At 66.3% G+C, this 25,151-nt stretch carries 21 protein-coding genes; 11 read left to right on the top strand and 10 right to left on the bottom strand.

Annotation, left to right across the window (positions count from 1 at the left end):
* Nucleotides 1-13: 13 nt before the first annotated feature.
* Entirely contained in the window at nt 14-1,177 is a 1,164-nt protein-coding gene (locus tag ACYVBS_RS08985) for an acyl-CoA dehydrogenase family protein (RefSeq protein WP_460823180.1), read from the bottom strand.
* A 176-nt stretch (nt 1,178-1,353) separates the two neighbouring features.
* Nucleotides 1,354-2,172, bottom strand: coding sequence for a glycine zipper 2TM domain-containing protein (locus ACYVBS_RS08980; RefSeq protein WP_460823179.1), 819 nt, complete (start codon nt 2,170-2,172; stop codon nt 1,354-1,356).
* 159 nt (nt 2,173-2,331) lie between these two features.
* Between ACYVBS_RS08980 and ACYVBS_RS08975 the strand changes: the two genes are divergently transcribed.
* Together ACYVBS_RS08975 and ACYVBS_RS08970 are read left to right on the top strand one after the other, a co-directional pair.
* On the top strand, nt 2,332-2,556 hold the full coding sequence (locus tag ACYVBS_RS08975; protein WP_460823178.1) for a DUF6116 family protein: 225 nt from the start codon (nt 2,332-2,334) through the stop codon (nt 2,554-2,556).
* 7 nt (nt 2,557-2,563) lie between these two features.
* Nucleotides 2,564-3,334 (top strand): TatD family hydrolase, encoded by a 771-nt coding sequence (locus ACYVBS_RS08970; RefSeq protein WP_460823176.1) that lies wholly within the window; start codon nt 2,564-2,566, stop codon nt 3,332-3,334.
* Between the two features lie 48 nt (nt 3,335-3,382).
* Here the strand turns inward: ACYVBS_RS08970 and ACYVBS_RS08965 are convergent, their stop codons facing one another.
* The gene (locus tag ACYVBS_RS08965) at nt 3,383-4,198 is read right to left on the bottom strand and encodes a tRNA threonylcarbamoyladenosine dehydratase (protein ID WP_460823175.1); all 816 of its coding nucleotides are present in this window, start codon (nt 4,196-4,198) and stop codon (nt 3,383-3,385) included.
* A gap of 84 nt (nt 4,199-4,282) precedes the next feature.
* On the opposite strand from ACYVBS_RS08965, the gene ACYVBS_RS08960 reads away from it, so the two are divergent.
* The 3 genes from ACYVBS_RS08960 (at nt 4,283) to ACYVBS_RS08950 (ending at nt 6,659) form a co-directional block, all read left to right on the top strand.
* On the top strand, nt 4,283-4,735 hold the full coding sequence (locus ACYVBS_RS08960; protein ID WP_460823174.1) for a hypothetical protein: 453 nt from the start codon (nt 4,283-4,285) through the stop codon (nt 4,733-4,735).
* Nucleotides 4,736-4,867: 132 nt separating this feature from the next.
* On the top strand, nt 4,868-5,329 hold the full coding sequence (locus tag ACYVBS_RS08955) for a glycine zipper 2TM domain-containing protein (protein WP_460823173.1): 462 nt from the start codon (nt 4,868-4,870) through the stop codon (nt 5,327-5,329).
* 217 nt (nt 5,330-5,546) lie between these two features.
* Nucleotides 5,547-6,659 carry a M35 family metalloendopeptidase gene (locus tag ACYVBS_RS08950; protein WP_460823172.1) on the top strand — a complete coding sequence of 371 codons (1,113 nt, stop codon included), beginning with the start codon at nt 5,547-5,549 and terminating at the stop codon, nt 6,657-6,659.
* Between the two features lie 199 nt (nt 6,660-6,858).
* On the opposite strand, the gene ACYVBS_RS08945 is transcribed toward ACYVBS_RS08950, so the two are convergent.
* Nucleotides 6,859-7,065 (bottom strand): cold-shock protein, encoded by a 207-nt coding sequence (locus ACYVBS_RS08945; RefSeq protein WP_460823171.1) that lies wholly within the window; start codon nt 7,063-7,065, stop codon nt 6,859-6,861.
* A 270-nt stretch (nt 7,066-7,335) separates the two neighbouring features.
* Between ACYVBS_RS08945 and ACYVBS_RS08940 the strand changes: the two genes are divergently transcribed.
* Both ACYVBS_RS08940 and ACYVBS_RS08935 read left to right on the top strand, forming a co-directional pair.
* Nucleotides 7,336-7,821: a DUF456 domain-containing protein gene (locus tag ACYVBS_RS08940; RefSeq protein ID WP_460823170.1), complete on the top strand. Its 486-nt coding sequence runs from the start codon at nt 7,336-7,338 to the stop codon at nt 7,819-7,821.
* 29 nt (nt 7,822-7,850) lie between these two features.
* Entirely contained in the window at nt 7,851-9,053 is a 1,203-nt protein-coding gene (locus ACYVBS_RS08935; protein WP_460823169.1) for a phospholipase A, read from the top strand.
* Nucleotides 9,054-9,227: 174 nt separating this feature from the next.
* Here the strand turns inward: ACYVBS_RS08935 and ACYVBS_RS08930 are convergent, their stop codons facing one another.
* On the bottom strand, nt 9,228-10,790 hold the full coding sequence (locus ACYVBS_RS08930) for a fumarate hydratase (RefSeq protein ID WP_460823167.1): 1,563 nt from the start codon (nt 10,788-10,790) through the stop codon (nt 9,228-9,230).
* A gap of 204 nt (nt 10,791-10,994) precedes the next feature.
* Complete coding sequence (locus ACYVBS_RS08925; RefSeq protein WP_460823166.1) at nt 10,995-11,237, bottom strand: hypothetical protein; 243 nt, start codon at nt 11,235-11,237, stop codon at nt 10,995-10,997.
* Nucleotides 11,238-11,407: 170 nt separating this feature from the next.
* On the opposite strand from ACYVBS_RS08925, the gene ACYVBS_RS08920 reads away from it, so the two are divergent.
* Genes ACYVBS_RS08920 through ACYVBS_RS08910 form a run of 3 tightly spaced genes read left to right on the top strand, consistent with a single transcriptional unit; the run spans nt 11,408 to nt 14,755 of the window.
* A complete protein-coding gene (locus tag ACYVBS_RS08920; protein WP_460823165.1) occupies nt 11,408-12,610 on the top strand; it encodes a PQQ-dependent sugar dehydrogenase in 1,203 nt (400 codons plus the stop codon).
* Nucleotides 12,611-12,659: 49 nt separating this feature from the next.
* Nucleotides 12,660-13,901: an App1 family protein gene (locus tag ACYVBS_RS08915; protein WP_460823164.1), complete on the top strand. Its 1,242-nt coding sequence runs from the start codon at nt 12,660-12,662 to the stop codon at nt 13,899-13,901.
* A 59-nt stretch (nt 13,902-13,960) separates the two neighbouring features.
* Entirely contained in the window at nt 13,961-14,755 is a 795-nt protein-coding gene (locus ACYVBS_RS08910; RefSeq protein ID WP_460823162.1) for a ferredoxin--NADP reductase, read from the top strand.
* 58 nt (nt 14,756-14,813) lie between these two features.
* Here ACYVBS_RS08910 and ACYVBS_RS08905 read toward each other — a convergent pair whose 3' ends face one another.
* The 3 genes from ACYVBS_RS08905 to ACYVBS_RS08895 all read right to left on the bottom strand — a co-directional run bounded on the left by ACYVBS_RS08905 (nt 14,814) and on the right by ACYVBS_RS08895 (nt 20,090).
* On the bottom strand, nt 14,814-15,296 hold the full coding sequence (locus tag ACYVBS_RS08905) for a glutathione peroxidase (RefSeq protein ID WP_460823161.1): 483 nt from the start codon (nt 15,294-15,296) through the stop codon (nt 14,814-14,816).
* 108 nt (nt 15,297-15,404) lie between these two features.
* A complete protein-coding gene (locus tag ACYVBS_RS08900) occupies nt 15,405-17,720 on the bottom strand; it encodes a TonB-dependent receptor (RefSeq protein WP_460823160.1) in 2,316 nt (771 codons plus the stop codon).
* Nucleotides 17,721-18,035: 315 nt separating this feature from the next.
* On the bottom strand, nt 18,036-20,090 hold the full coding sequence (locus ACYVBS_RS08895) for an amidohydrolase family protein (RefSeq protein WP_460823159.1): 2,055 nt from the start codon (nt 20,088-20,090) through the stop codon (nt 18,036-18,038).
* Nucleotides 20,091-20,321: 231 nt separating this feature from the next.
* Between ACYVBS_RS08895 and ACYVBS_RS08890 the strand changes: the two genes are divergently transcribed.
* Nucleotides 20,322-22,511 carry a M3 family metallopeptidase gene (locus tag ACYVBS_RS08890; RefSeq protein ID WP_460823158.1) on the top strand — a complete coding sequence of 730 codons (2,190 nt, stop codon included), beginning with the start codon at nt 20,322-20,324 and terminating at the stop codon, nt 22,509-22,511.
* An 88-nt stretch (nt 22,512-22,599) separates the two neighbouring features.
* Here ACYVBS_RS08890 and ACYVBS_RS08885 read toward each other — a convergent pair whose 3' ends face one another.
* Nucleotides 22,600-25,104: a response regulator gene (locus ACYVBS_RS08885; protein ID WP_460823157.1), complete on the bottom strand. Its 2,505-nt coding sequence runs from the start codon at nt 25,102-25,104 to the stop codon at nt 22,600-22,602.
* Nucleotides 25,105-25,151: the final 47 nt, after the last annotated feature.

Raw genomic sequence — 25,151 nt, 5'->3', positions numbered from 1 at the left:
CGCGGGCCGGGAATCAGAACGCGTTGATGCCGGTCAGCTCGCGGCCGATCACCAGCTGGTGCACCGTCTCGGTGCCTTCGTAGGTGATGACCGACTCGAGGTTGAGCGCGTGGCGGATCGCCGAGTGCTCGGTGGTGATGCCGGCGCCGCCCAACAGGTCACGGCACTCGCGCGCGATGTCGATGGCCATGCGGCAGTTGTTCCACTTCGCCAGCGACACCTGGGCCGGCTGCATGGTGCCGGCATCCTTCAGGCGACCCAACTGCAACACCAGCAGCTGCGCCAGAGTGATGCGGCGGGCCATTTCGGCCATCTTGATCTGCGCGCTCTGCGTGGCCGCCACCGGGCGGTCGAACAGGATGCGTTCCTTGGTGTAGCCCAGCACTTCCTCAAGGCAGGCGATGGCGGCGCCGATCGGACCCCAGGTGATGCCGTAGCGGGCCTGCGTCAGGCAGCCCAGCGGACCCTTCAGGCCCTTCACGTTCGGCAGGCGGTTGGCCTCCGGCACGCGCACGTTGTCGAAGAACAACGCGCTGGTGACCGAGGCGCGCAGCGACATCTTGTGCTTGATTTCCTGCGCGGTGAAACCGGGCATGCCCTTCTCGACGATGAAGCCCTGGATACCGTCGTCGGTCTGCGCCCACACGATGGCGATGTCGGCCAGGTTGCCGTTGGTGATCCACATCTTGGAGCCGTTGAGCACCCAGTCCGCGCCATCACGCTTGGCGTTGGTCTTCATGTTGCCCGGGTCAGAGCCACCGTGCGGCTCGGTCAGGCCGAAGCAGCCGATGACCTTGCCCGCGGCCATGTCCGGCAGCCAGCGCATGCGCTGTTCCTCGGAGCCGTAGGCGTAGATGGGGTACATGCACAGCGAGCTCTGCACGCTGACGAAGCTGCGGATGCCGCTGTCGCCACGCTCCAGCTCCTGGCAGATCAGGCCGTAGCTGACGCCATTGAGGCCGGCGCAACCGTACTTCTCCGGCAGCGAGGAACCCAGCAGGCCCAGCTCGGCGATTTCCGGCACCAGCTCCTTGGGGAAGCGGCCCTGGTCGAAGGCGTCGCCGATGATCGGCAGCACGCGCTCGTTGGTGAAACGCGCCACGGTGTCCTGCACGGCGCGCTCTTCTTCGGTGAGCAGGGAGCGGACGTCGAACAGGTCAAACGGGTTCAGGGCCATGGACGCACTCGGCAACGGGCAATGGAAGGTTGCCATTGTAACGGTGCGTGAAGGCGGACGGCACCCCGCTCCGGGCCGCAAAACAAAACGGGGCCGGATGGTCCGGCCCCGTCTGCGGGGAGGGTCTTGCTGCGGGACGGCCCTCGTCCCGCAGCCGCCCGCGTTACCGGCAGGACTCAGCCGTTGCTGTTGGAGCCAGCGGCGGCCGCGGTCTGGGTGACGACCTCGCCGTTGACCACCGGCAGGCGGTCGCCGGCCGGGCGCTCATCCATGCGCACGGTCTGTTCCTGACCCTGGTAGCGGTAGGTGACGTCGTAGCCCACCACGGCGTTCTCGCTACCCAGGGAGATGCGGCTACCCGGCTTGCTGCTCGTGCGCATGGTGCCCGTGGTGCCGTCCGGGTTCCGGTACGTCACGTTGTAGGCCACCACCTTGGAGGACTGCGACGTGTCGGTGACCGTGTGGCACTGGCGCTCGGTCCGCGAGGTCACCTTGCCACCCACGTGGTTGCGGTCGACGCGGTTGCCGACGTAACCGCCGGCGACGGCACCGGCCAGCGTGGCGGCCTTGCGGCCATCGCCGCCGCCCACCTGGTTGCCGACGGCCGCGCCGATCAGCGCGCCGGCGACGGTACCGCCCACGTTGCCGTCGCGTTCCGGGGCGCGGTCCTGCACCACCACGTCGTTGCACACTTCGCGCGGCGTGTTCGTGGTGCTCGTCTCGCGGATCGCCTCGGTGCCGAGGACAGTCGCATACTGCGCCTGCTTCTCGTTGATTGGCTTCACGTTGAGCACGTCAGCGTACTCAACCTGGTTGGGATTGATCGCACCGTCTGCGTTGGCGTCCATGCCAATGGACGGTGCAGGCTCGCCGGTTGTCGCGGTGGCGAACTGGGCGTCCTGCGGGGCGTCGCTACGGAAGCTGTTATAGGCTGCCACGGCCACGCCGCCGACCAGCAGGGACGCAAGTGCAACTGCAAGCATGTTCTTGTTCATGGAGCCTCCTGCGGCGGGACAAGCCCGCGGTTGTGTTGGGCGCATTGCATCACCCCGAACCTGAACAAGTACATAGCCAGCGCCGTCAGGCTGTCGCAAATGTGAACGGGGCACGGATGGCGTGATAGCGTGCGCACAAACTCGTCGTACAAATGCGCCATGGCCAACCCCCTACTCCTTCCGCTGCTCGGCTGGGCCCGCAAGCTGCGCTATCCCACCTTGTTCAAGGTCACCGCCTTCGCTTTCGCGATCAGCGTGCTGTGGCCCTTCGATCCAATCCCGCTCGTCGACGAGATCGTGCTTGGCTTGGGCACCTTGCTGCTGGCCAATTGGAAGAACCGCAAGGCGAGCAACGGCCTGTCCGCGGGCTCGCCCCGGGGCTGATACCGCCATGCTGGTCGATACGCACAGCCACCTGGATGCACCCGAGTTCGATGCTGACCGCGAGGCGGTCATCGCACGCGCACGCGCGGCCGGCGTTACACGGCAGGTGCTGCCCGCCGTAGACGCGGCCAGTTGGCCCAAGTTGCGCGACATCTGTCGCGACCATCCGGGATTGTTCCCGGCGTATGGCCTGCATCCGATGTACCTGGAATCCCATCGCCCCGCCCACCTTCGGGAATTGAACGACTGGATTGAACGCGAGCGCCCGGTGGCGGTGGGAGAGTGCGGGCTGGATTTCTTCGTCGAAGGGTTGGATCCCACCGCGCAGGCCACCTTCTTCGAAGGACAGTTGCGACTTGCTCGCGACCATGACCTGCCGGTGATCGTGCATGCCCGTCGGGCGGTCGACCAGGTGATCGCCGCGATCAGGCGGTTTGGCCCCTTGCGCGGCGTGGTGCACAGCTTCCCGGGCAGTCGCGACCAGGCCGACCGGCTATTCGCGCTCGGGTTCCTGGTCAGCCTCGGTGGCCCCATCACGTATGAGCGTGCCAATCGGCTGCGGACCCTGGTCGCCACCTTGCCCGTCGAAATGCTGATGCTGGAAACCGATTCTCCGGACCAGCCGGACGCAGGCATCCGGGGCCAGCGCAATGAGCCGGCTCGGCTGGCCAGCATCCTGGAAGCGGCGGCGGACCTTCGTGGCGAGTCGCCGGAAGCGCTGGCGGCCGCGAGCAGCCGCAATGCGGAACGACTTTTCGGTTTGCCCCAGACGTCTTGACCCCCGGGCGCCACGCGAGCGAATGACGCCCTGCCGGGGCGCCCCAGGTCAGGCCGCCTTCGCGCGTCCTTTGAGCAGGATTTCCAATGCGCGGCCCACGGCCGCAAATGCAAACGCACCCGTGATGTGCGTCGCCGCTCCTAGGCCCGCGCCGCAATCAAGCTTGAGCGCGGCATCGCCGGCCACCTGCGGACGGAGGCCACACACCGTGCCGTCCGCCTGCGGGTACCGCACGTTCTCCAGCGAATAGATGGCCGAAACGCCGAAGTAACGGTCCTTGTTCTTGGGGAAATTGAACTCGGCGCGGAGCTTCTTGCGGATCAGCGCGAGCATGGCATCGTGCTCGGTGCGCGACAGGTCACGCACGCGCACCAGTGTGGGGTCGGTGCGACCGCCGGCAGCGCCGACGACAATGACCGGCAACTTGCGGCGACGGCACCACGCGATCATCTCGACCTTGCTGCGGAAGCTGTCACACGCGTCCACCACGAGGTCGAAACCCTGGTCCAGCAGTTCGGACTGGTTTCCAGCCGTGAGAAAGCTTGCAACTGGCGCCACGTCGATGTGCGGGTTGATGGCGCGGCAGCGCTCGGCCATCGCCTCCACTTTTGCACGGCCGAACTGGCCGGCATGGGCCGGCAGCTGGCGATTCGTGTTGGAGACACAAATGTCGTCGGCGTCGATCAGCGTGAGATGGCCGACGCCGGTCCGGGCCAGGGCTTCCACCACCCATGAACCAACGCCACCCATGCCCACCACGGCCACGCGGCAAGCAGCGAAACGGGCCAGCGATCCGACGCCATACAAGCGGTCGACACCGGAAAAGCGGTCCGTCCAGACCGGGTCAAGAACAGGGGTACTCATGCCTCCTATTGTAGCGGGCGCCAATCTCGGCCCCGCTAGGCCCGTGCTATCGTCCGGGCAACTTCGCCCATGGAGAGACGACGGATGAGCACCCCGACCCCAACGCCTGCAACCCCGGCCAAGAGCAGCCAGGGCGCGCGCTACCTGTTCCTCTTCCTGGTGGGCCTGATGATCGGCGTGGTAGCCGCGGTGATGGCGCTGCGGGCGTTGAATGCGCGCAAGGACCACTTCCCCGAGGCCGTGATGTTCGTGCAGCAGTGGCACATGGGCCAGCTGAAGGCCAGCGTTGACCAGAACCGCTGCGGTCCGACCGACACCCTGCCGCATGTGCAGTCGCTGCGCACGCTGGCCAACGACCTGGAGCCGGCGTTCCCGGGCCTGCGCGATGACGCACGCTTTGGCGATGCGGCCAGCAAGATGCGCGGGACCCTGGACGCCGCGCTGGCCTCGCCGCCGCTCAATTGCGCGGGCGTGCAGACCCTGATGAAGGACGTGGGCGGCGCCTGCAAGGCCTGCCACCAGGACTTCCGTGGCTGAACCCCGGATGGCCGCACGCTGAACCGCTTGCGGCCGCGGTGGCCGAATTGAAGCGATGTTCACTCCCCTCGGCCTAGGTTACGGCTGCACGGCACCGGCCGTGACCCGATCCCCAAGGCGAAGGAGTGAGCAATGAACACGGTCAATCTGAAGTTGTTGGGCGCGGCGGCATTGGCCGTGTCGGCGCTCGCGGGCTGCGCCACGTCTCCCGGCTACAGCACGAGCGCGCCGCCTTATGGCAGCAGCACCGCAAGCTGCTATGACTGCGGCACCGTGACCCGCATCGAAATGGTCTCTGGTAGCCGCGCTCCGAACGCAACGGGCGCCGTGCTTGGCGGCATCGTGGGTGCAGCCGCCGGACGCGAGCTGGCCGACGACGAAAGCAAGGGCCGGCAGAACACAGCCACCGTCGCGGGCGCCGTTGCCGGGGCCGTGGCTGGCAACGCCATCCAGAACCGCGTCAGCGGTGCACGCTACAACGTCTACGTGCGCATGAGCGATGGCCGCTCCACCGTCGTGACCCAGAGCGATGTCTCCGGCATTCGTGAGGGGACGTACGTGCGCGTCTACAACGGTCGCGCCTGGGTGCGCTGATCGACAGGCCGAAAGGGCGCGCGTTACGCAGGCAGGATGAAGTGAAACGCGCGCACGCAGGCACCTCCCTACCCTGATGGCGGTCAGAGCAAAGATCCGGCCGCGACATTGAAAAAACAGGCGCATCCTGCTGCATTGCAGGGTGCGCCTTCTGTTGCCAGTCGCTATCTTCGGCGATGTCCGCAACCGCGGACGTCCATACTTCGGGAGAGACTGGATGAACCTTCGTATCGCACCCCTCGTGGCCGGGACGGCCGTGCTTGCCGGTGCCATTGCCGCGGCCACGGCTGCCTCGCCAAACGCCACCAAGAACCCGCTGCGCGTCAGCATTGCCGCCGCCACCGGCAGTGCGGCCGACTTCCTTGGAGCGGTTGAAGTCTCGGTGACCAACACCAGCGGCCACACGGTGCGCGTGCCCAGGTGGCAGCTGCCGTCGGACTTCATCGAGGCCAAGGTGTTTGAAGTCACGCGCGACGGGCAGCCCGTGCAGTACGAAGGCCCCATGATCAAGCGTCCGCTGCCGGCCGCGGCAGACTTCGCCATCCTGCGTGCCGGTGAAACCTTGCGCGTGGTCGTCGACCTGTCGGCAGCGTATGACCTGTCGAAGACCGGCGATTACACCGTGACGTACAAGGCGCCTCTGCAGTTCGCGTCGCTTTCCACTGGCGAAATGCTGAAACACCCCAATGGCCACCCGATGATGGCGCAGAGCGTGCCGCTGAAGCTGTGGGTGGACGGCAGCGACCAACTCGGCGCGATGAAGGCAGGCACCAGCGCGAAGGGCAAGCCGGGCGGCGGCGGCGGTAGCGTGGTCAACGGCGTCAGCTACGCCGGCTGCTCCACCACCCAGATCAATACCCTGGGCGGTGCGATCAACGCCGCGCGCAATTACTCCGAGAATGCCAAGGGCTATCTCAATGCCGGAACGGTGGGCCCGCGCTACACGACTTGGTTTGGCGCCTACACCACCTCGCGCTACAACACGGCGGAACAGCATTTCGTCGACATCGACGCGGCGATGGACCAGAGCAGCGGGCAGATCACCATCAACTGCGGCTGCAACCAGAGTTACTACGCGTACGTCTACCCGACCCGGCCGTACGAAATCTTCGTGTGCCGTGCGTTCTGGAATGCCCCGCTGACCGGCACCGACTCCAAGGCCGGCACGCTGATCCACGAAATGAGCCACTTCAACGCAGTGGCCGGCACGGACGACGTGGTCTATGGACAGGCTGGCGCGAAGAACCTGGCATCGACCAATCCAGATGGCGCGCTGAACAACGCCGACAACCACGAGTACTTTGCCGAGAACTCGCCGTCGCAGAACTGATGTTTGTCCGGCTGCGGGAGCTGCCCTGGTTGCTCCCGCAACGCTTACGCCGAACGTTTCGCAAGCAACGCCCCGCACGGGGCGTTGCTTGCTTCTGGCAGCTGCTACATGGACCGTGGCAGGCACAAAAAAACCCAGCCGAAGCCGGGTTTCGATCGCCGGGCGCCGCGCGAACGCGACACCTGGGCGGTGCGCCGAATTACACCGGCTGCACGGCGTCGGCCTGCAGGCCCTTCTGGCCCTGGACGACCGTAAAGGAAACCTGCTGACCTTCCTTCAGGCTCTTGAAGCCCTGGGTCTGGATGGCGCGGAAATGCACGAACACGTCTTCGCCATTTTCACGGCTGATGAAGCCGAAGCCCTTGGCATCATTGAACCACTTGACGGTACCTTGTTCACGCGACATTTTCACTTGCTCCCTGAAACGAGTTGGTTGGTCCATCACCTTTCGTGACGTGCTGGTTGCAAGGAGGCGCTAGGTGCAACGATGTAGCGGATCGAACGTGCAGGTCGACAACGTCCACATCGACTTGCAGGTCTGATTGATCTACCGCATCGGGCCACGGTTAACGGTGACCCTTGGCAAACACAGCGCCCGAACGGTACCCCGCCGAAGATGAAATTACAATCTCACCGCAACTAGCGGCCTACCCCCTTAAAAACCCCGAGGTTCCAATTGGATACGCAGACGATCCTGTACCTGATGGCCGCCGTCCTGATGCTGGTGGGACTCGCCGGCACGGTGCTTCCCGCATTGCCAGGAATTCCGCTGGTGTTCGTGGGCATGGTGCTGGCCGCATGGGCGGGTGACTTCCAGTACGTCGGCTGGGGCTGGCTGCTCGCCCTGGGCATCCTGACCCTGCTGTCACTGGGCATCGACCTGCTCGCCGGCTCGATGGGGGCCAAGCGCGTGGGAGCGAGCAAGTGGGCGGTGGGCGGTGCGTTGCTCGGCACCTTGGCCGGACTCTTCTTTGGCCCGCTCGGGCTTTTTGCGGGGCCCTTCGTGGGTGCATTGGTAGGCGAACTTGCCCACCGTCGCGACCTGGGGCAAGCCGCCAAGGTCGGCGTGGGCACCTGGTTTGGCATTCTGCTGGGCACCGTCCTCAAGGTGGGACTGGCCTTTGGGATGCTCGGACTGTTCGCGTTCGCGTGGTGGGTGTAACGGATGCACGGCCGGTGGCGATGCAGGTCATGAACAGCCGTCATGCCCGCCTGCTGCGCGGAGGTAGCTACGCGATGGCGCTGAGCGTCGCGTTGTCGCCGGGGCTGGCCTCAGGTTTGGAGGCCTCCTCGGACGTGGAGGCGGGAGCACCGCCCTCGCCCGCTGCCTGTCTGTCCATCGAATCTGACGCCGATCGCCTGAAGTGCTACGACGAGGCGATGGGACGCGGGAAGGTCACCCCGAGCACGGCTGACCAGGAAGCCGCCGAAGCGCGCCTGACCAAGCAGCGCATCGCGGAATACGACCGCGTCGAACGCGAGGCGGCGGCGCAGCGTGAGGATGGCCGTCGCATGCTCAGCGAGCTGTTCCGCTCCGAGCACGACTCGATCTTTGACAGGCGCATTGCCAATGCGGGCAAGGGCTCGATGCTCGATGGTCGCTGGGAACTGGCCAAGGATTCCAAACTGGGGCTGTTCAATCTGCGTGGCTACAAGCCCGTGTACCTGTTCCCGGTGTTCTGGACCAGCCGCGCCAACACGCAGCCCACCTCCTCGCGCGCGGGTGAACAACCGGGCGCGCCACTGGCGTTGGACGACCTCGAAGCCAAGTTCCAACTCAGCTTCAAGACCAAGGTGGCGGAGAACCTGTTTGGCGATAACGGCGACCTGTGGACCACCTACACCCAGAGTTCGCGCTGGCAGGTCTACAACGGCGAGGAATCGCGACCCTTCCGGGAGACCAATTACGAGCCCGAAGTGATGCTGGTGTTCCGCAACAACTACTCACTGCTGGGCTGGCGCGGGCGGATGTTGGGCGTGGGCGTCAACCACCAGTCCAATGGTCGGGCAGACCCCGTTTCCCGCAGCTGGAACCGGTTGATGGTCAACATCGGGCTGGACCGGGATGACTGGGCCCTGACGGTGCGACCGTGGTGGCGCATTCCGGATGGGGCGCGCGAGGACGAGAACCCCGGCATCGAGAACTATATCGGTCGTGCCGACGTCACCCTGGTGCGTCGCTGGAGCGGCCACGAATTCGCGTTGATGGGACGCCATTCGCTGCGCTCGGGTGAGGATGCGCACGGCGCCCTGCAATTCGACTGGGGCTTTCCGATCAGCCGCTCGTTCCGCGGGCACGTGCAGGTGTTCGACGGATATGGCGAAAGCCTGATCGACTACAACCACCGCGCTACCTACGTGGGCTTGGGCATCTCGCTGCTGGAATGGTATTGAGCGGCCTGCGAACTGGGCCAGGCCGTCAGGGCATCTCGCTGTTCGTCCGATGCATCCATGGACTTCGAGGGAATGGCTTTCCGTTGGAATACCGGGGCCCGCAGCGGGAATAGCCCGCCATGAAAAAGGGCCGGCACGGCTGCCGACCCTTTCGCACTTGCCCTTGCAGCGGGGTCAGGCCACGACCACCGGAATCTTGCCGATGCGCGCCTGCCATTCCTTCGGACCGGTGTTGTGCACCGAAGTGCCCTGCGAGTCGACCGCCACCGTCACCGGCATGTCCTGCACCTCGAACTCGTAGATGGCCTCCATGCCGAGGTCGGCGAAACCGACGACCTTGGCAGCCTTGATGGCCTTCGACACGAGGTATGCGGCACCGCCCACGGCCATCAGGTAGGCCGACTGGTGCTTCTTGATCGCATCGATGGCGGCGGGGCCGCGCTCGGCCTTGCCGACCATGCCCATCAGGCCGGTCTGCGCCAGCACCTGTTCGGTGAACTTGTCCATGCGGGTCGCGGTGGTCGGGCCAGCGGGGCCGACGACTTCGTCACGCACCGGATCGACCGGGCCGACGTAATAGATGAAGCGGCCCTTCAGGTCGACCGGCAGCGGCTCGCCCTTGTTGAGCATGTCGACCATGCGCTTGTGCGCGGCGTCGCGGCCGGTGAGCAGCTTGCCGTTGAGCAGCAGCACTTCACCGGGCTTCCATGAAGCGACTTCTTCCTTCGTGACGGTGTCGAGGTTGACGCGACGGCCCTTGGACGCGTCGTAGGTCAGCTCCGGCCAGTCGGCCAGCGACGGCGGATCCAGCATCACCGGGCCGCTGCCGTCGAGGGTGAAGTGCGCGTGGCGGGTGGCGGCGCAGTTGGGGATCAGCGCCACCGGCAGGTTGGCGGCATGGGTCGGGTAGTCCTTGACCTTGATGTCGAGCACCGTGGTCAGGCCGCCCAGGCCCTGCGCGCCGATGCCGAGCGCGTTGACCTTCTCGTACAGCTCCAGGCGCAGCTCCTCGGCGCGGTTGGATGCGCCGCGCTGCTGCAGCTCGGTGATGTCGATCGGCTCCATCAGCGCTTCCTTGGCCAGAAGCATCGCCTTCTCGGCGGTGCCGCCGATGCCGATGCCGAGCATGCCCGGCGGGCACCAGCCGGCGCCCATGGTCGGCACGGTCTTGAGCACCCAGTCGACGATGGAGTCGGACGGGTTGAGCATGGCGAACTTCGACTTCGCCTCGGAACCGCCCCCCTTGGCCGCGACGATCACGTTCACGGTATTGCCCGGGACGATCTTCACGTTGACCACGCCCGGGGTGTTGTCCTTGGTGTTGATGCGCTTGCCGGCCGGATCGGCCAGCACCGAGGCGCGCAGCTTGTTGTCCGGATGGTTGTAGGCGCGGCGCACGCCCTCGTGGACCATGTCCTCCAGCGCCATGGTGGCGTCATCCCAGCGCACGTTCATGCCGACTTCGAGGAACACGGTCACGATGCCGGTGTCCTGGCAGATCGGGCGGTGGCCCTCGGCGCACATGCGCGAGTTGATCAGGATCTGGGCGATGGCGTCCTTCGCAGCAGGCGACTCCTCGCGCTCATAGGCGGCGGCGAGGTTCTTGATGTAGTCCACCGGGTGGTAGTACGAGATGTACTGCAGGCCGTCGGCGATCGACTGGATCAGGTCTTCCTGCTTGATGGAGACGGGCGGGAAATCGGCGGGATTGCGGGAGGCGGGGCTGGATGCGGACACGGCGGGCTGTGGCTGGCAGTGGGGGCGTCATTTTAGCGCCCGCGGGACCTCCCCCGCGCATCGCCCATGGAACGGACCGGTTCGGGCGTTCGCTTTGCCGGTGGGGCCGCCACCGCGGCGGCCCCGTTACGCCACTCATCCGCCATTGCGGGCGGCCCCTACACGGTACTCAGCCGCCACAGCGGGCGGCTCCCGGCATTGCACTCAGCCGCCACACCCGCCGCAGCAGGTGCTGCCCTCGCCGCTGTGCGGCGGCGCCTTGGTGGCGAAGTGGCCGGCACCCTGCAGCGCGTCCAGCGCCTGCTGCTCGGTGATCAGGCCCTCGACACGCACGCATCGGTTGGCGAGCTGCACCGTGATTTCGGCAGTGGGATCGCGGGCCAGGATGGCCCGGGTGATGTCACCGGCACTGGCGTCATCCTTCAAGGTGGCGATATCGAACAGCATGGCGGTCTCCGTCAAATGGGGCCGGCGTAGGGCCGGAGGTCGTGGCCATGCTCATCGCACGGGCGCTCAAGTGCCTTGACCAAGGTCAGGCCAACCGCATCGACGGGAAACCAACGCTATGCTGGCCGCAACCACAGCCCGGCCCGGCTAAACGTTCCGAGGAAAGTGACATGCGCCATACCGTGATCCGCCTTGCGACCTGCACCGCTCTGCTCGCTCCCCTGGCCGCGTGTGGCGCGCGGGAAGACGCACCGGCGCCTGCCGCCGAGCGGTCCGCCCCGGCCGCTCAGGAGCAGTCCGAGCTACCCAGTGCCGCAGGCCCCTACCGGGTGACGGAGATCGCGCGTGGGCTGGCTCACCCTTGGGCCGTGGCCCCGCTCCCGGAAGGCGGCTTCCTGGTCACCGAGCGACCGGGGCAATTGCGCCGGGTCTCGGGCGCGGGCGCGGTTTCGGCGCCCATCAAGGGCGTCCCGGCGGTGTACGCGCACGGCCAGGGCGGCCTGCTCGACGTGGTACTGGCGCCCGACTATCCGAAGAGCCACCGGCTCTACCTGAGCTACGCCGAGCCGGGCGAGAACGGCACGGCCGGCACCGCCGTGGCGACGGGCATCCTGCAGGGCGATACGTTGTCGGATGTGCGCGTGGTGTACCGCCAGGCGCCGAAGCTCGAAGGACCCAACCACTTCGGCTCCCGCATCGTCTTCGACGGCAAGGGACACGTGTTCATCAGCCAGGGCGAGCGCAACGACCGGCCCACGGCGCAGAAGCTGGACATGCTGCAGGGCAAGCTGGTGCGGCTGAACCTGGACGGCAGCGTGCCTGCTGACAACCCGTTCGTCGGCCGCAAGGACGCACGCCCTGAAATCTGGAGCTATGGCCATCGCAACATGCAGGGCATGGCCGTGGATCCGCGCAGCGGCAAGGTGTGGCAGAGCGAGCACGGGCCACGCGGCGGCGATGAGATCAACCTGCCCGAGGCGGGCAAGAACTACGGCTGGCCGGTCATCACCCACGGCATCAACTACTCCGGTTTGCAGATTCCCGAGGCCGTGGGCACCGCCGCGCCGGGCATGGAGCAGCCTTACCACGTGTGGGAGAAGTCACCGGCGCTGTCGGGCATGGCCTTCCACGTCGACCAGCCGGCCTCGAAATGGAACAACAGCCTGTTCCTGGGGGCGCTGTCGGGCCGCGCGCTGATCCGTCTGTCGCTGGATGGCGAGCGCATCACCGGCGAGGAACGGCTGCTGACCGAGCTGGAGCAGCGCATCCGTGACGTCCGCGCGACACCTGACGGACTGTTGTATGTGGTGACGGACGAGGATGACGGCCGACTGCTGCGCATCACACCGCCCGGGGTACCCGCCGCGCGCTGACCCGCCGTTGACGCCCCTTCCCGCACGCTGGTGCACGCAGGAGGTGGACGTGAGCAAGCCCGACAACAAAGTGCCCCCCACGGCTGACTGGCGGCAACGCGCCGGCCAGCTGCTACGCGAGGGATTCATCGCCGGCGACGACCGGCTGGACGCCGCGAGGCAACGACTCCGCGCGCGGCTGGGGCTGGGCGCGCCGCTGCACATTGCCGCCTATCGCGGGTACGGCGACGAGACCGCGGTCCATGTCATGGGCCGGGTCCTGGCGGACAAACCAGAAGGCGGCCCTATGGAGGATGCCGGGTGGTGGGACAACCTGCTCGACACCTGGCGCCGCTTCGAGAGCGATGAGGTGCCGGGGGCGGCCCTGCGCGTCCGCCTGGGCGCAAGCGAAGTTGAAACCGCCTCGGACCATGAGGGTTACTACGAAGCCACCCTCTCGGGGGTCGGCGCCCCGGACGGACTGTGGGACAACGCGACCGTGACACTGACAGACGGCGCACTCGTCACGCCGCAGCCGGTGTTGCGCGTGTTGCCCCAGGCGCGCATCGGGATCATTTCCGACATCGACGACACCATCCTGCACAGCGGCATCACCAACTGGAAGGTGGCCGCGCAACTGACCTTCCTCCACAACGCGCGCACCCGCAAGCCATTGGCCGGCGTGGCAGCGCTGTACCACGCACTACAGCGTGGCGTGGGTGGTTCGGGGCCCAATCCGTTGTTCTACGTCTCCAGCTCGCCCTGGAACCTGTACGACCTGCTCGAAGACTTCATGGAGCTCAACGGCATTCCTCCGGGACCGATCTTCCTGCGGGACCTTGGCACCGACACGGGTAAGTTCCTGAAGACGCCGGGACATGGCCACAAGCTGGAACGGGCACGCAACCTGATCCACCGGTTCCCCCACCTGCGCTGGGTGCTGCTGGGGGACTCGGGACAGGCCGACGCCGAACTGTATGCCGAGGCCGCGCTGGAGTTTGGCGACCGGATCGCCGCAATCTACATCCGCGACGTCGACCCGGACAGCGACTCGCCGTTCGATACCGTGGTCGATGGCCATCTCCAGCGCATCGCCGGTACACGCGTGCCCATGCTGCGTGTTGCCGAAAGCGCGGCCATTGCACGCCACGCCGCCGATCTCGGACTCCTGGCAGGCGAAGACATCGCGGCGGTGGAGCGGGAGGTGCTGCGCGACAAGCAACGTCCCGGACAGGGCGAGGCCGCGCTGGCCGGCGCCGTTGGGGCCGGACCTGCACCGACCGCCACCGGCGGGCCGCCCGAGGCCGGTTAGCAGCCGCCCGAGCAGCTGGCGTAAAATGGGGGGTCATCCGCTGTCCCCCACCTCTCCCCATGTCATCTGCTTTCGGCACCGAGACCGTGCTGGACGTCCGCCACTGGACGGACGCCTATTTCAGCTTCACCACCACCCGCGATGACGGTTTCCGTTTCGAGAACGGGCAGTTCGTCATGATCGGGCTGGAAGTGGACGGCAAGCCGCTGATGCGTGCCTACTCCATCGCCAGTGCCAACTGGGAGGAGCAGCTGGAATTCTTCAGCATCAAGGTGCAGAACGGGCCGCTGACCTCACGGCTGCAGCACATCAAACCCGGTGACACGATCCTGATCGGTCGCAAACCGACCGGCACCCTGCTGATCTCCGACCTGCATCCGGGCCGAAACCTGTACCTGCTGGGCACCGGCACCGGGTTTGCACCGTGGCTGTCGGTGATCAAGGACCCGGAAACGTACGAACGCTTCGACAAGGTGATCCTGTGCCACGGCGTGCGCGGCGCGGACGACCTGGCCTACCGCGACTACATCGTCAACGAACTGCCGCGCCACGAGTTTCTCGGCGAAACCATCGCCGCCAAGCTCAAGTACTACCCGGCGGTGTCGCGCGAGCCGTTCACCTTCAATGGCAACGACCAGCGCGGCCGCCTGACCGACCTCATGGCCGATGGTCGGATGATGGAGCACTTGGGCATCGAGCCGCTGGATGCCGAGCACGACCGCGCCATGATCTGCGGCAGCCCGCAGATGCTGGCCGATTTCCGCGCGCTGCTCGACAGCCGTGGCTTCACTGCGGCACCGCGGATCGGCACGCCAGGCCAGTACGTGTTCGAGCGCGCCTTCGTCGAGAAGTAAGCGGCCACGACGCAGCCGCCCTATGACGCAGGCAGCGCCAACTGAGCTGCGCCTTTGATCAGGCGAGTGCTGCCTCGATGTCAGCCGCGATGGATTCGGGCTTGTCGTTCGGCGCATAGCGCTTGAGGACCTGGCCGTCGCGCCCGACCAGGAACTTGGTGAAGTTCCACTTGATGGCGTCTATGCCGAGAAAACCACTTTTCTCGTCCTTCAGCCATTTCCACAGCGGATGGGCGGTGTCACCGTTCACGTCGATCTTGGCGTACATCGGAAACGAGACGTCATAGGTCAGGGAGCAGAAATTCTTGATTTCGGCCTCGTTGCCCGGCTCCTGATGCCCGAACTGGTCACACGGAAACCCCAGCACCACCAGCCCGCGCGAGCCGTAATCACGCCACAGCTTCTCCAGCCCGGCGTATTGCGGCGTGAACCCACACTTGGACGCTACGTTGACCACCAGCAGCACCTTGCCTCGATACTCGGCCAAGGCGCGGGCTTGTCCGTCGATGTCGGTGGCTGAGAAGTCGTAGGCGGTCGTCATGGCACTGTCTCCCGTGGGGTGTTCCAGCATACGCCGCCGGCGGCGGCCCAAAAAAGACGCCAGCGCGGAAACCCGCGCTGGCATCCAGTTTCGCGACCGTCGAACGGCTTAGAAGTTGGCCTTGAACTCCAGGCCGAACAGGCGCGGCTCGTTGATCATGCCCGTCAGGTTGTTGAAGTCGATGGCACCGACGACCTGCACCTCGTCGGTGATGTTGCGGCCGTACAGCGCCACGTCGTACTTGCCGTAGCCCCAGGTGTAGCCCACGCGCAGGCCGCCTTCGACCAGCGACTTGGCGGTAAACTCCTTCGACTCGTACAGGAAGAAGTTGAGCTCGCTGCGATACACCCAGTCGGTGAACGCGTAGAACTCGCCACCGTTGTCGGTCGGGAGGCCCCAGCGCAGGGTCAGGTTGTGGGTCCAGTCCGGGGCCTGCGGCAGCGGGTTGCCATTGATCAGCGCCTTGCCATTTCCATCGAGCGGGTCGGTCACGGTGCACTGCGCGCACACCGACACGGCCAGGCCGTCGTCCTTGATCTCGGTGTCGTTGTAGCTGCTGCCCAGCGTGAACAGCAGGGTATCGGTCAGGTAGGTCTGGAAGTCCACCTCGAAGCCACGGCCCGTCGCCTTGTCGGCATTGAGCAGGATGTTGGCGTTGGACGAACCGCCCACCGCGGTGAGCTGCTGGTCCTTGACCTCATAGAAGAAGACGCCGGCATTGATGCGCGCGCGCTTGCCCCAGAGATCGGCCTTGACGCCCGCTTCGAACGCGGTCGACGTTTCCGGCTCGGCCACCGACTTGGCATTGAACGCGCCGGCCGCCTGGATGCTGCTGCCGCGATAACCGGTGGCGACGCGACCGTACAGGTTCACGTCGTCATTGACTTCATACGTGGCCGATAGGTCCCAGCTGAACTTCTTGTCTTCCGGATGTGCCGAGAGGTCGCCGTCCGGCTCCTGGGCTGCCAATTGCGCCAAGGTGCACTTGCCGGCCAGCACGCAGGGCACGAAACCGGTGTTCCAGTATTCCTCGACCGTCAGGTCCTTCTTGTCCCAGGTGTAGCGGGCACCCGCGCGAAGCTCGAGCTTGTCGGTCGCCTCCCAGGTGACGGCACCAAACAAGGCCCAGGCGTCGTTCGTCTGGTTCACGCGCTCGTAGCCGTCCGGCTGGTTGCCGGCCAGCGAGTCGTAGCTGAAGCTTTCGACGTCGTAGTCTTCATTGAAGTAGAACAGGCCACCCTGCCAGTTCCACGCGCCGTCGTAGTTGGACTCGATGCGGAATTCCTGGGTCCACTGCGAGTGGTCGGGGATGCCGTCGGCCGTTTCCGACGCAAACGGGATGAGACCCGGCCCCGACGACGGCAGGAATGCCGCGCCAAAACCGCCGTCGATGTCGCCGCGGCTGAAGGTTTCCACCGTCTCGTAGCCGGTGATGGAGTACAACCGGTAGCCGTTGCCCAGCTCCCAGCTCAGGCGCGCGCTGGCGCCGAAGCTGTCCAGCTCGGCATGGTTCACGCCATCCAGCGAGACCTTGTCCTCGTCGAATCCGTCGACCAGGTCATTCGTGCCCGGCTTGATGATGTTGGCGCGGAACAGGCGCGCGGTGCCGTTGAGGTGGCGCGCATGCACGTTGAACAGCGCGTCGAAACCCTCGCCTTCGTACAGGGCCTGCAGGCGCGCGGCGGATTCGTCATACCCTTCGAACCCGTCGTTCGGACCCGGGTAGGTGTTGTCGACCCAATCGTCGCGGCGCTGGAACAACACCGAGGCGCGCGCCGACCACTGGTCGCTCAGGCCACCGCCGACCGCGCCCTCGACGTTCCACATGTTGTCGCTGCCCACGCCGACCTTGCCGTAGCCACCCAGCTCCTGCGACGGCCGGACCGACTCGAACTTGACCACGCCGGCCGGGCTGTTGCGGCCGAACAGCGAGCCCTGCGGGCCACGCAGCACTTCCACACGATCCAGGTCGAACACCGGGAAGCCCTTCAGGATCGGGTTTTCCTGCACGACATCGTCATAAACGAGGGACACCGGCTGCGACGTATTGAGGCGGAAATCGGTGTTGCCGTAGCCACGGATGTAGAAGCGCGGGAAGGCGCGACCGAACGATGACTCGATGTTGAGGCTGGGCACGCGACCGGACATGAAGCGCACGTCATTGCCACCCGAAGCCAGCACGTCCAGTGTCTCGGCGCTGACCAGGGTGACGGACACCGGCACGTCCTGGAGATTTTCGACCTTGCGGGTGGCGGTCACCTGCACCGCATCCAGGGTCTTGGCGTCGGACTCGGTCTGCGCGGCGGTCGGTTCGTCCTGCTGGCTGGCGGACTGGGCCAGGGCCTGGAACGGCAGGAGTACGGCAACGGCAGCCGCCAGGGCGCTGCGACGGAGGGTGCGGGTGCTCGGATGGCGTGCGGACATGGGCGATCTCGCTGGAGGGGGTGGCCGCGGACGCGGCGCTACCCGGAGGGTCGGAGGAATACGGCTGAATGGAGCCGTCCCATGACGGCCCGGCGCCCCCGGCCGGGGCGCGTGGCGATTCGCTGAGCAGGCCGATGTTACAACAACGTTAACGAGCCCGTACTCGGCGGTCTGGTCGGGAGCGTCCCTGCCCAGCCCCAAACGACCGGAGGCGCAGCGCCACCACCCAAAACCCCACTACGCCCTGGGCCCTATTGCAGGGTGGCCAGGAACCGGGCGCCCCCGGACCCGGGGCTCGGGAGCGGTCAACGGTTGTCAGCGCGCGGTGCGGGTGGCTGTCACCGGCTCGGCAAACGGCTTGATCCCCAGGGCGTCGTGGATTTCGCTTGGGTAGTAGGCGACGTCGCCCTTCACCACCAGCGCCACCTTGCGGATATCGGCGATGTTGGCCAGCGGATCACCGTCGATCAGCACCAGATCGGCGCGCTTTCCGACCTCGATCGTGCCCCGGTCCTCCAGCACCCGCGAGACCTTGGCGGACGTCCAGGTGGCGCTTTGCAGCGCTTCGCCCGGGGTCATGCCGGCCTGCACATACAGTTCAAGCTCCCGCTGCAGGGTGAACCCCGGGATGGCATCGGTGCCGGGCACGATCGGCACGCCGGCACGGTGCATCCGGCCGACGAATTCGATCATCTTGGCGTAGGAGCGGTTGTAGCGCTCTGCCGTGGCGTCGTCCGGAATCTTCATCTCGGCGCTGCGTAGGCCACGCTGGATATCCGGCGGCATGTGCGAGGCGACGGACGCGTAGGCCTTCGACATCTCACCCGCCCGCTGGCGGAGGAAGTCGAAGGTGGTCAGGGTCGGGTCGACCACGGTCTTGTGCTTGGCCAGCAACGCGATGAAGTCCTGCACGGCCGGGCTGTCGAAATCCAGGTCCGCGACCTTTTCGGCCGGCAGGTAGAAGCGCTCCAGCGTGCGGGTGTCGGTGGTGTCCTCCACCAGGAAATTCAGCAGCAACTGGTTGATGTGCTGGATCTCGTCATAGCCCTGCTCCACCACGTCGCGGGCGCGCATGAACACCGGCACGTGGCCGCTGACGCGCAGTCCCTTGTCGTGCGCATACGCTACGGTTTCGCGCAGCAGCTCCTTGGGGAAGGAGTTGTAGACCTTGATCTGCACGTAGCCATGGGCGGCGTACCAGTCGACGGCTTTTTTGGCCTCTTCGAGGGTCTTGATCACGAAGCCGTTGCGTGCCGACATCGGGCTTTCGCCTTCGAGGAAGCCGGCGGCCACGACGCGGGTGGCCAGCAGCGTGCCCGCCTTCTCCTCGGCAATGATCTGCTGCAGCGTGGCGTTGTCATTGCCCATGTCGCGCACGGTGGTGACACCGGCGGCGAGGTTCAGGCCGCCGTCCCAGCGGCCCATGTGGCCGTGCATGTCGAACAGGCCCGGCAACAGCACCCGGTTGGCGGCTTCCACGGTCTGGTCCGCCCTGGCCACGCGGCCCCCCGCGGCCTGGATCGACACGATGCGGCCGTCCCGGACCAGCACATCCGAAGCCGCGCCCAAGGTGGCCTTGGCGCTGTCGAACAGGCGGGCATTGCGGATCAGCGTCGTGCCCTTGAGCGGGTGCGAGACGCGCGCGTTGAGCCCGGACAGGTATTCGGCTTCCGCCTGCTTCTGGCGTTGCTCAAGGGCCGGGGCATTCGTATTCCAGCCCTCCTCGATCAGCTGCATCCAGCCCGGCACGATCGCGGCGAACAGGCGCGGCTGGGCGTCCGCGGTGGCCCACACGAACTGCGGCACGAGGCCGATGCCTGTCAGCGCCATCAATTGCACGCGGCGGGTCTCCTGCCCGCGCCTCACGTCCATCTCGGTGACCTTGCGGGCGGACAGGGTGCCGCCCGGGATCAGCGGCAACTTGCCATCGGGCCGCTTTGCCAGCGCCGCCAGGCTGACCGATGCCATCGCCGGCGAACCGCCCAGCGGGGCGTACATCGCGGTGCCCGACACGGATTGCTCACCCTGGTCGGACGTCGATTTCCAGGAGGCCTGCCCCCCCTGGCGTGTGAACGACTCTTCGACGGGCGCGCCGAAGGTGCTGCTGCCGGTCACCTTGTAGGTGGCCAGGGTGTGGTCCGGGGCCAGCGTGAACGTCTCTTTCAGCTCGGGCCCGCGGCCGTTGTCCTTGAAGATGAAGTCGACATGCGTCACCCCGTCATCGCCGGTGGTGACCACCTGGCGCCCCGCCTGCTTGTCGCCGTCCACCAGCACCACGTAGCGGGTTGTCTCCGCTGCCAGCACGTCCATGGCCATCACCGCCAAACAAGCGGCCAATCCGGCCGACCATGCCGATCTTGACTTCTTCATGCTCTCTCCCGTCCTGTGAGTGGTATTGCGGTCCAACGCGGTTTTCGTCTCCGGCGGGCCCGTCGACAGGCTTTCCCGGCATGCGCGACCGAGTCTAGCCCGTCCCAGGACCGGTCCACCCTGCCGGAAGTCCCGCTGAACGGGTGGACGCCCGTGCCATTCGTCACGGGCCCCGGGGCCCCTGCTTCCGGTAGGCTTCGGGTTCCGTTTCCGCCCTCGAGACACCACCCAATGAAGCACCCTCTCGCGCTTGCGCTCGCCGTGGCGCTGACCTCCGTCACTGTCACCGCGTGCAAGCCGTCCACCGACAAGCCCGCCGCCACTGAGACCGCCGTGAAGCAGGAAGCCAACCCGTTCTTCGCCGAGAGCACGCTGCCGCTGCAGTACCCGCACTTCGACAAGATCAAGGACAGCCACTTCGCCCCCGCCTTCGAGCGCGGCATGGCCGAGCAGCTGCAGGAAGTGGCGGCCATCGCCAACAGCACGGAAGAGCCGACCTTCGAGAACACCATCGTGGCGCTGGAGAAGTCCGGGCGCCTGCTGAGCCGCGCGGCGGCGGTGTTCTACAACCTGGTCGGTGCGGACACCAACCCGGAGCGCGAGAAGCTGCAGGCCGAGTTCGCGCCCAAGCTGTCGGCGCACAGCGACGCCATCCGTCTCGACCCGAAGCTCTTCGCGCGCATCAAGGCGCTGCATGACAAGAAGGACACGCTGGGTCTGGACGCCGAAGGCGTGCGTCTGGTCGAGCGCTACTACACCGATTTCGTCCGCGCCGGCGCCAACCTGTCCGACGCCGACAAGGCCAAGCTGAAGGAAATGAATGCCGAGCTGGCCAAGCTGGGCACCCAGTTCAGCCAGAACGTGCTGGCCGAGGTCAATGACTCGGCGGTGATCGTGGACACCAAGGAAGAGCTGGCCGGCCTGTCCGACGAGGCCATTGCCGCCGCTGCCGAGGCTGCCAAGCAGCGCAAGCTGGACGGCAAGTACGTGCTGGCCCTGCAGAACACGACCGGCCAGCCGCCGGAAACCTACCTGCATAACCGCGCCCTGCGCGAGAAGCTGCACCGCGCCTCGGTCGCCCGTGGCAGCCGCGGCAACCAGTACGACAACACCGAGATCGTGGCCAAGGTGGTGAAGCTCCGCGCCGACCGCGCCGCGCTGATGGGCTACCCGAACTACGCCGCCTACGTGCTGGAAGACGAGACTGCGAAGTCGCCGGAAGCCGTCAACGCCATGCTGGGCAAGCTGGCGCCGGCCGCCGTGGCCAACGCCAAGGCCGAGGCCGCCGAACTGCAGGCCATGATCGACAAGGAACAGGCCGCCAAGGGCGAGCCGACCTTCCAGCTGCAGCCGTGGGACTGGGCGTACTACAGCGAGAAGGTCCGCCAGGCCAAGTACAACTTCGACGAGTCGCAGCTCAAGCCGTACTTCGAGATGAAGAACGTGCTGGAGAACGGCGTGTTCTTCGCCGCGACCAAGCTGTACGGCATCACCTTCAAGCAGCGCACCGACCTGCCGACCTACCACCCGGACGTCACCGTGTATGACGTGTTCGACAAGGATGGCCAGCAGCTGGCGATCTTCCTGTTCGACCCGTATGCCCGTGCCTCCAAGCGCGGCGGTGCGTGGATGAACTCGTACGTCGACCAGAACGGCCTGTTCGGGACCAAGCCGGTGGTGGCCAACCACCAGAACATCCCGAAGCCCAGCGACGGCAAGCCGACGCTGCTGACCTGGGACGAAGTCACCACGATGTTCCACGAGTTCGGACATGCGCTGCACGGCATGTTCTCGAACGTGCAGTACCCGTATTTCTCGGGCACCAACGTGCCGCGTGACTTCGTCGAGTTCCCGTCGCAGGTCAACGAGATGTGGGCCGACTGGCCGGAGATCCTGGCCAACTACGCCAAGCACCACCAGACCGGCGAAGCGATGCCGAAGGAACTGCTGGACAAGGTGCTGGCCGCGTCGAAGTTCAACCAGGGCTTCGCCACGACCGAGTACCTGGGTTCGGCGATGCTGGACCAGCGCTGGCACCAGATCACCGCCGACAAGGCGCCGACCGCCAAGGACGTGGTGGCGTTTGAAGTGGCCGCGCTGAAGCAGAACGGCACCGACTTCGACGCCGTGCCGCCGCGCTACAAGACCCCGTACTTCAGCCACATCATGGGTGGCTATGCGGCTGGCTACTACGCCTACATCTGGTCGGAGGTGCTGGACGCCAACACCGTCCGCTGGATCAAGGACAACGGCGGCCTGAAGGTCGAGAACGGCGACCGCTTCCGCGCCACCCTGCTGTCGCAGGGCGGCAAGAAGGACGCGCTGCAGCTGTTCAAGGACTTCACCGGCGCCGAGCCGAAGATCGAGCCGTTGCTGGAGAAGCGCGGCCTGACCGGTGGCACCGCAGCCGCCGGCAAGTAACACGCGTCCTCGTCAGACGTGAAGGGGGGCCGCCCGGAGCAATCCGGGCGGCCTTTTCTTTTGTGTGTTGAACCGGACTCGCGACGGACTAGTGAAGTGCGGGGACCGGCTCCGCAGCACCCAGGGCAGTGGCCAGCTGGGTGGCGTCGAAAGGCTTGGGCAGTATTGCCCCCATTGCGCCACGTTCGAGTAGCGTCGCCGGGTCGTGGCCGCTGACAAAGACGATGCGAACGGGAATATCGCGCTCGCGGACCTTCCGGGCCAGTTCGATACCCGAGAACAGTGGTAGCTCCACGTCGGTCATCAACACGTCCCAGCCCCCTTCGGCCAACCGTGCCAGAGCCTCGTCCGGCATGGCGACGGCAACGACCTCATGACCCAATGACTGCAATTGCGCCTTGGTAAGGAAACGCTCGTCCGGGCAGTCATCCACCAACAGGATGCGGAGTGGGTTCGCAGGCCCCTTTGGAACCTGCGAATCCAGCAACTGGCGCACGCGCTGGGCCAGCACGTCCATGCGATAAGGCTTCTCGAGCAGTTCGTCACCGGACTCCAGGCCGCCGTCCCTCGCCAGCGCCTCTTCGGCGAAACCGGACGTGAACAACACCTGCACCTGTGGATGTCGCGCGCGCACATAGGCAGCCAGTTGCGTGCTGCGCATCGGCCCGGGCATCACCACGTCGGTAAACAGCAGGTCGGGGACGATGCCACGATCGATCAGCGCCCGCGCGGACGCGGCGTCGGCCGCCTCACAGACGTCGTAGCCCAACGTACGCAACATCTGCACGGAGCCGGCGCGGACAGCATCGTCGTCTTCCACCACCATCACCCTCTCGCCGTGGCCGGGACGTGCGTCCCCGGACTCCGGCGCCACGGGTGTGGCGGGCTTGTCGGACAATGGCAGGGACAGGGTCACGGTGGTGCCCTCGCCCTCGGTGCTTTCGACGCGGACGTCGCCGCCGCTCTGGCGCATGAACCCGTAGACCATGGGCATGCCCAGGCCCGAACCGCGCCCCACCTGCTTGGTGGTGAAGAACGGCTCGAAGATGCGGTCGAGCACCTCCTGGGGCATGCCGCGACCGGTGTCACGGACCACCACCTCCACCATGGGCTCACCTGGGCGTCCGACAGAGGCGCCGTCAGCGCGGCGGCAACGAATCGAAACGCGCCCAATGCCGCGGATGGCATCGCGCGCGTTGATCGCCAGATTGAGCACGGAGTTGTCGAACTGCACCGGGTCGGCTTCGACGTTGCCGACGGCAGGATCGATGTCCAGGTCCAGGGTGATGGCAGTGCCCTCGCCCAGAGTGCGCTGCAGAAGGTCGCCAAGGCGCTGCAGCCGGTCGCCAGCATCGAACACCGTGGGGTTCAATGGCTGCTTCCGCGCGAATGCCAGCAACTGCGACACCAGACGCGCGCCCCGCCGGACGGCACGCCCGGCGGCATCCAGTCGTTCCTTCACCGGCGCGGACAGCCCCTGGTGGCCAAGGGCAAGGTCGAGGTTGGCTCCCACGACCTGCAACAGGTTGTTGAAATCGTGCGCGATCCCGCCCGTCAGCTTGCCGACGGCCTCCAGCTTCTGCGCCTGCAGCAGCGCGGCTTCGGCGGCGCGGCGCTCGGCCTCGCTGGCATTCAGCGCCTGCGTGCGTTCTTCCACCAGTTCGGTGAGGTCGGCATGGTAGCGCGCCAGTTCCTGCTGGGCGGCCGCCTGCGCGGTCATGTCGATGCCTTGCACGACGATGCCCGTCACCCGGCCCTCGGCATCCAGCACGGGCTGGTAGACAAAATCGACCACGATCTGCTCCACCCCTCGCTCGGGGGTGCGCTGGAGCTCCAGCCGCATGCCCTGCCCCAGGAAGGGCTTTCCGCTGGCGAACACCTCATCCAGCAGGCGCAGGTAGCCCTGCTCCGCCGCTTCAGGCAGGCATTCGACCAGCGTGAGCCCGACCAGTCCGCGGTCGCCGATCAGTTGCGAGTAGGCTTGGTTGACCAGCATGAAGCGGTGTTCGGGGCCATGCAGGTACGCCATGAAACCGGGCGCCTGCTCGAACATCTTCATGAGCTGCGTGCGCTGCTCTTCCAGTTGCGTGTTGGCCGCCTGCACCTTCTGGGCACGCTGGAATACGCCGCCCTCCAGCCTGTCCAGTCGCGCGGCTTCGTCCTGCGGCATTGTCGCGGCACGCAGGGCTTCCTTGAGGCGCTGCAACTCGGTCACGTCCACCGTGTGCTGCAGCACGCGGGTGGTACGACCCTCGGCATCCACCAGCGGAGTATGGGTCGCGGACCAGTAGCGGTCTTCCATCACCGGGCCGTGGGCCGACTGGCGCTCAATGCCGTACCGGATCAGTCCCAGCGTGTCAGGCTTGCCCGTGTCCAGCACCTTGCGCAGCGACGCTCGCAGCATGCGCGCGTTCTCATCGCCCAAGGCCGTGCCATCGCCCGGGAAGGCGTCGAACACCGGGACGCCGAGCAGCTGTTCGCGGCTGCGACCGGTCACGTCCAGGTACGCCTGGTTCATGTCCACGTAGCGCAGGTCCCGATCCAGCACCATGTACGGGTTCGGGGACTGCTCAAATAGTTGGTGGTAGTCCATCGGTCCCCGGTGCGAAGGCGTAAGGTGGCCCACTGCCCCCAAGCCGA

The organism is Lysobacter olei, from assembly GCF_054777355.1.
This window is presented reverse-complemented; position numbering and strand designations above follow the sequence as displayed.